This is a genomic window from Aminobacter sp. 01T433 (assembly GCF_056398585.1).
The window spans coordinates 1-9,136 of the sequence record NZ_JBFTPR010000042.1; the positions used below are offsets into that span (position 1 = coordinate 1).

Consider the following 9,136-nt stretch of genomic DNA (forward strand, 5'->3'; position numbering starts at 1 on the left):
GGCAACGACCTTCGACAAAACCTCGATCCGCTGCAGATCGCGCTCGCTCATCGCAATCAGTCCCATCGGCAATCTCCCGCGTCGCCAAAACGCGGGCAGAGTGACATTCTAACTTTGCAGAAACAGGACATTCCAACTTTGCGGCTACATCAGTAAATCGCATAAGATAGATTATGGAACGACGAACGAACATTGTGCGCCGAAGCGCTGTTTGGCCGCGTTTCGTGTGCTCCTAGCCTTCACGCAAGCTGCAAACAATGGGCCACAGGATGCGCCCGATATCTATTTGGATCGACACCGTAGGCGCCTGAGCGCATTAAACAGTCCGCCTATCACGCTGACGGATAAGGTATTTCCACGATCATGCCGTCATAGGCTGGTTCGACATGCGCCGGCATGGCGTCCATGACGGCAGCGTAGTCTAGCGGCACGTGCATATGCGTCAGGACGGCCTTGCTCGGCTTGAGCCTCTCGATCCACTCCAGCGCTTCCGACAGCGACAGATGGCTGACATGTGGCTTGTGTTGCAGCGCGTCGACGACCAGCAGCCCAAGGCCGGTCATCAGTGCTGCCGTGGCCTCCGGGAAGTCGCTGACATCGGAACAATAGGCGATCGGCCCGACGCGAAAGCCGAGCGAAATGATGTCGCCATGGATCTGCGGCAGCGGCACAAAGGTGAGGGGACCCCCCTCTCCCATTATGTCAAACGCCTGATCGTGCTCGATGATGTGTGGCCGCACAATCGGCGGATATGAGCTTCCAGGCGGTGTTTCGATGCAATAGCCGAAAGCCATCTTCAGGCGTCCGAGCGTGAACGCGTCGGCATGGATGTCGATCAGGCTGCCACGCTCGAGCACGTAGCCGCGGAGATCGTCGATGCCATGGATATGGTCGGCATGCGGATGCGTGTAGACCACGGCGTCGATGTGACTGACGCTTGCCGCCAGCATCTGGGTGCGGAAATCGGGTCCCGTGTCGATGATGACACGCGTCGTGCCGGAGGCAGAAACACGCTCGATCATCGCCGCTGCGCGCGTGCGCCGGTTTTTTGGGTTTGTAGGGTCGCACGCACCCCAGTCGCCGGTGATGCGTGGCGTGCCCGGCGACGAGCCGCAGCCCAGAATGGTGAGGCGCAGCGTATCCGGCATCGCTCAGGCCGGCTTCGGCATCTTGGTGAACAGCCGGAAGAAATTGGCCGTGGTGATTTCGGCGATTTCAGCTGTGCTGACACCGATCGTCTCGGCCAGGACGGCAGCTGTCTGGGCCACGAAGGCTGGTTCGTTGCGCGTGCCGCGATGCGGTGGCGGCGCAAGGTAAGGCGCATCCGTTTCGACCAGCAGCCGCTCGCGCGGCACGTCCTTGGCGATCTCGCGCAGCTCGGCCGAATTCTTGAATGTCACGATACCGGAGAATGACACATAGCCGCCAAGCTCGACGCCAATGCGGGCAAGCTCGGCACCGGAGGAAAAGCAGTGCAGGATGAAGGGGAAGGCGCCCTTCCCCGTTTCTTGCCCGAGGATATCAGCCATGTCTTCATCGGCATTGCGGGCATGGATCACCAGCGGCAATCCGGTCTCGCGGGCGGCAGCGATATGGTTCCGCAACCCTTGCGCTTGAGCGTCGCGTGGCGCCTTGTCATAGAAATAGTCGAGCCCCGCCTCGCCGATCGCAACGACTTTCGGGTGCGCTGCGAGCTTGACGAGATCGGCGGTGGTCACGTCGAGCTCTTCGGCGGCATTGTGGGGATGAGTGCCTACAGAGCAATAGACTTCGTCATATTCTTCAGCAATCGCAAGCACTTGCTCAAAGCGCCTCACGCGCGTCGAGATGGTGACCATACGCTCGACTCCGGCCGCCTTGGCGCGCGCGATGATATCCGCGCGCTCCTCGGCGAAGTCGGGAAAATCGAGATGGCAATGACTGTCGACCAGCATTTTCGATGGCCTCAGCTTTCCGTCGCCTGCTCGACATAGCGCGGGAACACCGGTTGCGGCGCCGGCAAAGGCGCGCCTGAGACCAGCGCATGCGTGGCGTCGACATGGACAAAGTCCCTGTCGGTCACGGCAAGCAGATCAAGCAGCTTCGACGCAGAAGCAGGAATGAACGGCTGGCACATGATGCCGACGCGGCGGATCACTTCGGCCGTGGTCCACAGCACGGTTTCCATGCGCGCCGGATCGGTCTTCTTCAGCGCCCACGGCTCTTGTGCCGCGAAATAGCGATTGGCCTCGGCAACGACGGCGAAGATCGCGGCAAGGGCGTGATGGATGCCCTGCTCTGCCATCGCCTTGCGCGCCGTCACCAGCGCTGCTGTCGCCTGGTCGAGTATCGCCTTGTCGGCATCAGCGAGTTCGCCGCGCTGCGGCACGACACCGTTGCAGTTCTTGGCGATCATCGACAGCGAGCGTTGCGCCAGATTGCCGAGATCGTTGGCGAGGTCGGCATTGGTACGGTTGACGATCGCTTCGTGGCTATAGCTGCCATCCTGGCCGAACGGCACTTCGCGCAGCAGGAAATAGCGAACCTGGTCGAGGCCGTAATGCTCGACCATGGTGAACGGATCGACGACGTTGCCGAGCGACTTCGACATCTTCTCGCCGCGGTTGAACAAGAAGCCGTGGCCGAACACCCGCTTGGGCAATTCGATGCCGGCAGACATCAGGAACGCTGGCCAGTAGACCGCATGGAAGCGGACGATGTCCTTGCCGATGATGTGCACATTGGCGGGCCAGTAGCCCCACTTCTCGGCATTGGCGTCGGGATAGCCGGCGGCGGTGATGTAGTTGGTCAGTGCGTCGACCCAGACATACATGACGTGCTTTTCGTCGCCAGGCACCGGCACGCCCCAGTCGAAGGTCGTGCGCGAGATCGACAGGTCCTTCAGGCCGGAGCGGACGAAACTCGCCACCTCGTTGCGGCGCTCATTGGGACCGATGAAGTCGGGTTGGTTTTCATAAAGCGCAAGCAGCTTGTCCTGGTAAGCCGAGAGGCGGAAGAAATAGCTCTCCTCCTCAACCCATTCGACTGGCGTGCCTTGCGGGCCATAGCGCACTTTGTCGGGGCGGACTTCGGTCTCGTCTTCGCCGTAATAGGCTTCGTCGCGCACCGAATACCAGCCGGCATAGCTGCTCTTGTAGATGTCGCCCTTGTCGGCCAATGCCTTCCAGATCGCCTGGGAAGCAGCGTAGTGGCGCTCTTCAGTCGTGCGGATGAAGTCATCATTCGATGCATTCAGAAGCGTTGCCATCTTCTTGAATTCATTCGAATTACGGTCGGCAAGTTCACGCGCGGAAATGCCTTCCCGGTTGGCCGTCTGCAGCATCTTGATGCCGTGCTCGTCGGTGCCGGTAAGGAAGAACACGTCCTTGCCGTCATGGCGCTGGAAGCGCGCTAGCGCGTCGGTGGCGATCAGCTCGTAGGCGTGGCCGATATGCGGCTTGCCGTTCGGATAAGAGATCGCAGTCGTGATGTAGAATTTTTCGCGGGACATGGATGAGCCGTCATGAATATCGGATTGAAAGGGTCGCGGTCAGATAACGCATCGGCATGGCGATTGCCATCCGGCTCGGACGAGCGTCACATTCGCAATGCGGTATTCAAGCGGTCGATCATGGCCAAGACGTGTTGTTTCTTGTCGAGATTGTAGGTCTCGGTCTCGGATATCGCGTTTTGCGCGTCGTGCCAAGCATCGGACAGCACCTTGGCGCGCGAAAGGTCCGAGTTGTAGCCGGCTTCGGTCGCTGTGTCGGAAAGCAGGTCGAGTGCGCGGCGATTGAAGACGTCGAACTGGATGGCGTTGTCCCTGCCCGCCACCGCATCGGCGAGTCTGTACGCGGCCGCGATGTCGTTGCGGCCTGACTGGACGATCTTGTCGAGCGCCTCGGCGATCTCCAGCCCGCCATATTGGGTGAGCAGGATCGCCACGCGTGCGCTGCCCGCTGCCCGCCGCACCAGGGCGGCGCGCGCTTCCGGCTCATCGGGTGCTGGCTGATCGGCGCCCGCAAGTGCTGCCAAGAGGGCATCGTCTTCGAGCGGCGTCAGCCGAATGGTCTGGCAACGCGAACGAATGGTCGGCAACAGGCTTCCGGGCGCATGCACGATCAGGATGAACAGAGTATGTGCCGGCGGCTCCTCGAGGTTCTTGAGCAGCGCGTTGGCAGCGTTGGTGTTCATGTCGTCGGCTGGATCGACAATGACAACGCGGTAAGCGCCATCATGCGAAGTCATCGACAAGAAGCGCGACACCTTGCGGATCTCGTCAACCGTGACGACCGACTTGAAACCCTTGGTCTTGTCGTTTTGCGGCCGCGTCAGATGCAGCACCGAGGGATGCGCACCAGTGGCAACTTGCCTGAACAGCGCCGAGCGCGGGTCTGGATGCGTCAGCGTTTCAGGCGCCGTGCGATGATCGGGATGGCTCAGCAGATGATGGGCGAGATGAAAGGCGAGCGTTGCCTTGCCGATGCCGACCGGGCCGGCCAGGATCAGCGCGTGTGGCATCTTGCCCGAACGATAGGCGGCCGTCAGCATCGAGATCGCCTGCTCGTGGCCGTACAGCCGCGGGTTCTCAGCCGGCTCTGGGATGCCGTCCAAAGTGTCGTGCTGTTCGGGGGCGATGCGCTCGAACATCAGGCGTCCACCCTCGCCCGGCTGCCCGCTACGGCACGCGCCTCAAGGGCTGCGAACACCGCATCGGTGATGGCGTGCTCGACCTCATCCTGGTTCAACGAGGCGTCTATGAGCACGCAGCGTTCCGGCTCGCTTTCAGCAATCGCCAGATAGGCGTCGCGACGGCGCTGGTGAATGTCAACCGTTTCCTTTTCGAAGCGGTCGGCGACATCCTGGCCGCGCCGCGCGGTTGCGCGCCGCAAGCCCTCTGTTGGGTCCAGATCGAGGATCAACGTCATGTCGGGCATCATGCCGTTGATCGCGACACGTTCGACCGCCGCCATGAAGTCGGGGTCAAGATTTCCGGTCACGCCCTGGTAAACACGCGAGGAATCGAGGAAGCGGTCGCAGAGCACGATGGCGCCGCGCTCGACCGCCGGCCGGATCACCTGCTCGACATGGTCCGAACGTGCCGCGGCAAACAGCAGCGCTTCCATCTCCGGCCCGAATGGCTCGGCAGCACCAGACAACAGCACATGCCGCACCGCCTCAGCACCGGGCGAACCGCCGGGTTCACGCGTGACGACGATGTCGTAGCGCTTGTCGCGCAGCTTGGTGGCCAGGCGCTCGATCTGCGTCGACTTGCCTGCGCCCTCGCCGCCTTCGAATGTGATGAAGAAGCCGCGCGCCAATCCAAATGCCTTTCTGTCCGCCGTATTGCAAGTTCTGCCGAACGAACGGCCTCACGACATATGTAAGTGCTGAAGCTCTACCGTCGAGAGCAGCAAAGGTCCACCCGAACTATCGCAGCCAGCCGATGGCAAGCTCCTTGACCGCGTCAAAGGCGCGGCTTTGCAGCGAGCCGACACCGACGGCTTCGGCTGCATATAACGGCGTCTCCTGGCTCAGCGTATCGCCGATCCAAACCTTGAGCGACCCTATCGGCGTTCCTGCGGCCACCGGTGCTGCCACCGGGCCGTCATAGACGATGCGGGCAACCAGCCGCTCTCGGTTGGTGATGGGCAAGAAGATGGAGATCGGCTTTTGGGCCACCAGCGCTACATGCGATTTCACCCCACCGAACACCTGGGCCTCGCCGACCGTTTCGTTTGCGGCAAAAATCTCGGTCTTCTCGAAAGCGCGCATGCCCCAGTCGAGCAGCTTGCGGGCTTCCTCCGAGCGTTCGCGGTCGCTGGCCATGCCGCCCATGGCGGCAAACAGCCGCCTGCCCTCGCGGTTGATCGAACCGACAATGGCAAAGCCCTCGCTCTCGGTGAAGCCGGCAGCCATGCCATCAGCGCCGATATCCATGGCAATCAGCGGGTTGCGGTTACGCTGCAGGATCTTGTTCCAGGTGAACTCGGGCAGGCCGTAGTACCTGTAGAAATCGGGATAGGTGGTCCAGATGTGCAGGCCAAGTTCGGCAAGTTCGCGCACGGTGGTCATCTGGCCCGGCGCGGGCAATCCCGTCGAATTGACGAACACCGATTTTTTGAGCCCGATCTCGCGCGCGCGTTCGGTCATCTGCAGCGCAAAATTAGCCTCCGATCCGGCCATGCCCTCGGCAAGTATGATGCAGCCATCATTGGCGAGCTGCACGGTCACGCCCTGGATCAGGTCCTCGATCCGTATCTGCGACCTCACCGCGGCAAACATGGTCGAGGCGCGCGATGCCGCACCGCCGGTGCGCCAGGCGTTTTCGCTGACCGCAAAGGTATCGTCGAGCTTGTAGCGGCCCGACTTGATGGCGTTGAACACCACCTCCATCGTCATCAGCTTGGCAAGCGACGCCGGTGCGATGAGCTTGTCGGGATCCTTGGAAAACAGCACGGTGCCGGTTTCGGCATCGATCATGTAGGCCTGTGGCGCTTTGGTTTCGAACAGCTGCGCCTGTGCCTGGCCGGTAAAGGCCAGCGCTGCAAAAAGGCCGGTCAACAACATGAGCGGCGCGGATAGTCTGAAAATCATAGGAGATGCTGCCCCGTTCGGCCCCGTATTCCGGTCGAGGCCTGAAAGACTATCAGGCCTTGTCTGGGCAGATCAACCATGCGGGCACGATAGCCACAGCTCGCCGAGCCGGCGAGCTCAGTCGTGCACGGCGAAAGCGTCGGGCGCGCCGTGCGTCCATGCGGCCTTGAGCATGGCATCGAGCGAAATCTTGCCGTCTGGATAGAGGTCGACCGAATACCAGGTCTTGCCTTCGAAATCGGACTGCTCGACCAAAGTGCGGCCATAGGCCGACAGCGCTTTGGCGACACGCTTGGCTTCTTCGCCGTCCTCGAAAGTACCGGCGGCGACATAAGCGTCTAGCTCCTGCTCGGCGCGTGGCCCAGGATTGAGGCGCTTCCAGGAATCGGTGATGTCGTTCGCCGCCATCCCCTTGCCTTCCAGCACCCCGAAGGCCCTTGCAGCTTCGCTTTCGCGTTCGCTGGCGTAGCCCATGGTGGCGAGAGCCACACGCGACTGAGGAACCTGCATCATTTCCACGGGACGCGCAGGCGCGATGGGGCCAAAATCGGGCAAGGCGACATCGACCCTGCCCTGCCCTTGCGCTGCCATCACAGGCTGCTCGAACTGGACCGCCTGGGCTGCAAGCGTGTTGGCCGGAGCGGCAGCCTGCATCGCCACTGCTGGTGCGGAATTCGTCATCGTGCCCGGGAAGGCAGCCGCCTGCCCCACCCCGACGCTTGGCGTTGGACCGTTCATGGCAATCATCACGCCGGTCGGCAAGCCGTCATTGGTCGGATCGCCCATGCCCTTGCCCGGACGGTAGGACGCAAGCAGATACTGGTCGTCCTGGCCGTCGAGCGGTGCGCGCCCGACATATTCGACCTTCACATTGGCGGTGCCGCTATGGGCATAGTCGAGCATTTCAGCGGCGCGCTTGGACAGATCGATGACGCGGTCGTCCGAATACGGTCCGCGATCATTGATGCGCACGATCACCGAGCTGCCATTCTTGGTGTTGGTCACCCTGGCATAGCTGGGCAGCGGCATAGTCGGATGGGCCGCCGTCAGATGGGTCATGTCGTAGATTTCGCCATTGGCGGTCAGACGGCCATGGAACGCGTCGCCATACCAGGAGGCGGCACCTACCGTGGCGTAATTCTTGTCTTCCTTCGGATAATACCACTTGCCCCGAACCTTGTAGGGCTTGCCGGTCTGGTCGCGGCCACCGCCGCGCTGCAGGCCGGACATCTTGGTGGTGACGCGCGGGCTCGCCTTCACGCCATATTCGGATTCGGCGAAATATTCCTTCGAACGCTTCTTGCTGGCGACAGAGGTTGGTTGCGAAGCGCAACCTGCAATGAAAACTGCGGTTGCAGCAAGAATGCTGACCGTCGATGCGCGACCAAAACGCGTCCGCGTCGAATGCTGCATGATCGTGAAGTCCCCTGCCAGTCTACTCAAACGCCATCGCAACGCTGTCGCGCATAGATGAAAAAACAGTCCGCGCACGTTATCCCCAGTCCCCTTGTGCGCAGGAAATGCTTGCTAGCCTATTAATCGACTGTGGTTCGAAACGGGCGAGAATATGGCGCAAATACGGCGATGGGCACGACCCGATACGTCTTGCAAATGGGCGGCGCTGAAATTGGCGGGCTTGTTTTGATGTGGCGGGGTGACACGGAAAAAACTACCAACTCAGAAAACATGGTGGATAATTAAATACCTTACGAGGGTCGACGGCTCAGGTCGGAGAAGTCCAAAGGCGATGGGAAGAGATTGTGTCCATGTACCAAAGCGGTGCGGGAATAAAAGATATGTCATTTCCTACAGCAATACGGGGGGCGTGTATGGATTGGCAGCTTTCTGCGTGGCAACCAAGATTGCTGACGTACAACCAGACGATCCTGATCTGCCCCATGGCGGGGCTTGCCGCCGGCGCGAACCGGACCTGACGATCGAAGGTTTCGCTCTGTTGAAAGCAGTTACTGGGCACAAGCGGACTTGTGGCTGGGCGGCCAGTCGATCAGCGAACGAAGCACGAATTGCTGGATTGCGACCCGGCATCGACGTATAGTTCTGGTCCTGAATTTCTGGGAGGACCAGCCATGAATGCAGTGCCTCAATGGCGGCTCGCAGGCGATTGGTTCGACATCTGCAGCTGCGACATCCCTTGCCCTTGCGAGTTCGCACAGCGACCAACGGGTAATCACTGCCAAGGCGTTCTCGCCTGGCATGTGCGCGAGGGTCAGTATGGCGGCGTGAAGCTAGACGGCCTGACGCTCGTTGCACTCGGTGAATTCGAAGGCAATCTCTGGGCTGGCGAGGCGAAAGCCGTGATGGGCATGTACATCGACGAGAAGGCGAATGAGCGGCAGCGTGGAGCCCTGCAGGCGATCTTCGGTGGCCAGGCCGGCGGCTGGCCGGCTGGGTTTGCGGCCAATATCGGCGAGATGCGTGGTATCGAGTTCGTGCCGATCAGTTTTGAGGTAGCGGGCGACCTCGCCACCTGGCGGGTCGAAATTCCCGGCCGTGTCGTCGGGCGCGCAGAAGCGCTTTCCGGTCCAACCACACCGCCCGG

General features: G+C 61.2%; 8 protein-coding genes. 1 reads left to right on the plus strand and 7 read right to left on the minus strand.

What is annotated here, in order from left to right; translation table 11 throughout:
- Positions 1–332 precede the first annotated feature (332 nt).
- The 7 genes from AC1DLV_RS29915 to AC1DLV_RS29945 all read right to left on the minus strand — a co-directional run bounded on the left by AC1DLV_RS29915 (position 333) and on the right by AC1DLV_RS29945 (position 7,989).
- Complete coding sequence (locus AC1DLV_RS29915; protein ID WP_476803588.1) at positions 333–1,148, minus strand: MBL fold metallo-hydrolase; 816 nt, start codon at positions 1,146–1,148, stop codon at positions 333–335.
- Between the two features lie 3 nt (positions 1,149–1,151).
- On the minus strand, positions 1,152–1,934 hold the full coding sequence (locus AC1DLV_RS29920; RefSeq protein WP_476803589.1) for a TatD family hydrolase: 783 nt from the start codon (positions 1,932–1,934) through the stop codon (positions 1,152–1,154).
- Between the two features lie 11 nt (positions 1,935–1,945).
- Entirely contained in the window at positions 1,946–3,490 is a 1,545-nt protein-coding gene (metG, locus tag AC1DLV_RS29925) for a methionine--tRNA ligase (RefSeq protein WP_476803590.1), read from the minus strand.
- A gap of 86 nt (positions 3,491–3,576) precedes the next feature.
- Positions 3,577–4,632 carry a DNA polymerase III subunit delta' gene (locus AC1DLV_RS29930; RefSeq protein WP_476803595.1) on the minus strand — a complete coding sequence of 352 codons (1,056 nt, stop codon included), beginning with the start codon at positions 4,630–4,632 and terminating at the stop codon, positions 3,577–3,579.
- The gene (gene tmk / locus AC1DLV_RS29935) at positions 4,629–5,300 is read right to left on the minus strand and encodes a dTMP kinase (protein WP_476803591.1); all 672 of its coding nucleotides are present in this window, start codon (positions 5,298–5,300) and stop codon (positions 4,629–4,631) included. The genes AC1DLV_RS29930 and tmk overlap by 4 nt, the downstream gene beginning before the upstream one ends.
- A 109-nt stretch (positions 5,301–5,409) precedes the next feature.
- Positions 5,410–6,576, minus strand: coding sequence for a D-alanyl-D-alanine carboxypeptidase family protein (locus AC1DLV_RS29940; protein ID WP_476803592.1), 1,167 nt, complete (start codon positions 6,574–6,576; stop codon positions 5,410–5,412).
- A 117-nt stretch (positions 6,577–6,693) separates the two neighbouring features.
- Positions 6,694–7,989 carry a septal ring lytic transglycosylase RlpA family protein gene (locus AC1DLV_RS29945; RefSeq protein ID WP_476803593.1) on the minus strand — a complete coding sequence of 432 codons (1,296 nt, stop codon included), beginning with the start codon at positions 7,987–7,989 and terminating at the stop codon, positions 6,694–6,696.
- 674 nt (positions 7,990–8,663) lie between these two features.
- Between AC1DLV_RS29945 and AC1DLV_RS29950 the strand changes: the two genes are divergently transcribed.
- A partial coding sequence (locus tag AC1DLV_RS29950; RefSeq protein ID WP_476803594.1) for a DUF1326 domain-containing protein occupies positions 8,664–9,136 on the plus strand: 473 nt, incomplete at its 3' end.

What these genes read in the sequence shown, in the direction of transcription:
- AC1DLV_RS29915 (WP_476803588.1), bottom strand. Translation starts at nt 1,148, where the DNA reads ATGCCGGATACGCTGCGCCTCACCATTCTGGGCTGCGGCTCGTCGCCG.
- AC1DLV_RS29920 (WP_476803589.1), bottom strand. Translation starts at nt 1,934, where the DNA reads ATGCTGGTCGACAGTCATTGCCATCTCGATTTTCCCGACTTCGCCGAG.
- metG (WP_476803590.1), bottom strand. Translation starts at nt 3,490, where the DNA reads ATGTCCCGCGAAAAATTCTACATCACGACTGCGATCTCTTATCCGAAC.
- AC1DLV_RS29940 (WP_476803592.1), bottom strand. Translation starts at nt 6,576, where the DNA reads ATGATTTTCAGACTATCCGCGCCGCTCATGTTGTTGACCGGCCTTTTT.
- AC1DLV_RS29945 (WP_476803593.1), bottom strand. Translation starts at nt 7,989, where the DNA reads ATGCAGCATTCGACGCGGACGCGTTTTGGTCGCGCATCGACGGTCAGC.